This is a genomic window from Alloprevotella sp. oral taxon 473 str. F0040 (assembly GCF_000318095.2).
Classification (GTDB): Bacteria; Bacteroidota; Bacteroidia; order Bacteroidales; family Bacteroidaceae; genus Alloprevotella.
Window position 1 is genome coordinate 662 of record NZ_KB290711.1, and the last position, 1,412, is coordinate 2,073.

3 protein-coding genes are annotated in these 1,412 nt (G+C 37.9%); all 3 read left to right on the forward strand.

The genetic code is table 11. The features are described 5' to 3' along the window. On the forward strand, window positions 1-289 hold a 289-nt coding region (locus HMPREF9999_RS10420; RefSeq protein ID WP_009436766.1), incomplete at its 5' end, for a hypothetical protein. Further along, the gene (locus tag HMPREF9999_RS02650; protein ID WP_009436767.1) at window positions 274-564 is read left to right on the forward strand and encodes a hypothetical protein; all 291 of its coding nucleotides are present in this window, start codon (window positions 274-276) and stop codon (window positions 562-564) included. The genes HMPREF9999_RS10420 and HMPREF9999_RS02650, both read left to right, overlap by 16 nt. A gap of 7 nt (window positions 565-571) precedes the next feature. Beyond that, window positions 572-1,412: hypothetical protein (locus HMPREF9999_RS02655; protein WP_009436768.1), on the forward strand; the 841-nt coding region annotated here is incomplete at its 3' end.

Below are 1,412 nucleotides of genomic sequence, written 5' to 3' on the forward strand. Positions count from 1 at the left end.
AGAAGAACAAATGTCTGCATTTATTAATGAGATGCTGCAGACTGAACATAAGTTCAAAGCCGGAGCAACCACGCTAGAGGTTATTCGACATCTGGAGAAGTATATCTCCGCAAAGTATAGCAGGAGACTTTCGGATCTGGAACTTGAAGGTTTAATCTCTCATGCAGCCGGTTCTGGGAGCTTCAGATTTGATGCAAAATGGAAAATTAAAAATCAAGATGGAAAGGAAATCTACATCTTTGTTGACACCAAGAACTATTCTAGAGCAGCAATATGTTCGGAGATTTAGGCCAGTTTAAAGCCTACCTCGAGAATATTGATAGTTTTGACAAACTCTATATCATACAACAAGGTGGTAGAGGAGTTATGCGTGAGCAGATAATTGCCCAACTCGAACAAGCCATTGCAAAAGACGCGAAAAGTGTGTATACAACTAATCAAAAGATTTGGAATAAATTGGGAATCAAGAGTGTAGATGAACTGTATGAAAAATGCAGTACTAAGAAGCTGTCAAAAAGTGAGCAGTTCCAGAAATTCAGAAATATTATTGTGATAACCAAATAACATAGATATGCAATATCAGAAAACCAATAAACTGGCGAATGTTTATGGATTTGATCCACAAAGTGGATGTTATTCTTTTACACAGGATGAAAGTGAATATCTTAGCTTGTATGATGAACTTTTTCAGCAAGACGAAGTTCCTTTAAATATAAGACCCATAGGAGATTTTCTGTACCTATGGTATGCTTGCTTTGGTAAGTTAGAAGTCTATTTGAATAAGGAGATATTATGTTCAGTGGAAAAGAACACTTATTTGATTGATGGAGAATCCTTGTATGTTGGACATTGCTCTGATTTTGATGAGTATAATCTAATGAATCCCATAACAGGAGAGTTCTTGCTAAGCTCCCATATCCCTTATGAGTTATATGTCGAAGATGATGTGATAATCGCATACGATAATTTACGCAAGAAAGAAATTAGGCGTATTGATAATAGTACTGAGGTGCTGTGGTCATTTCCTTTTGTAGATCTTGGTGAAGATAATGTCTACATGCCAGGGGAAGTAGATCACATCGTCAAAATGCTAGGGATTGTCGGTGATTTGCTTTGGTTTAAGACAGACTTCGCCCGTCTAATCGCTCTTGATATTACGACAGGTAAGCAGGTATACCAACTCTCATGTAATCCCGCAGACGAAGAGAAGCCTCAATATAAGATTGTTGAAGGCATTGGAAATTGTTATCTTCGAGAAGAAGATAAAGCTATTATAGGTATTAGTTCTTCGGGATTTCAGGCTATTGACCCAAGTACGGCTGAGGTAATAGATCGTTTTATATTCAGAGAGGCTGATCCCGATGGCATTGGAACTTACCGAAGTGTGTTCCACCCACTTCTTCAAGGAGACT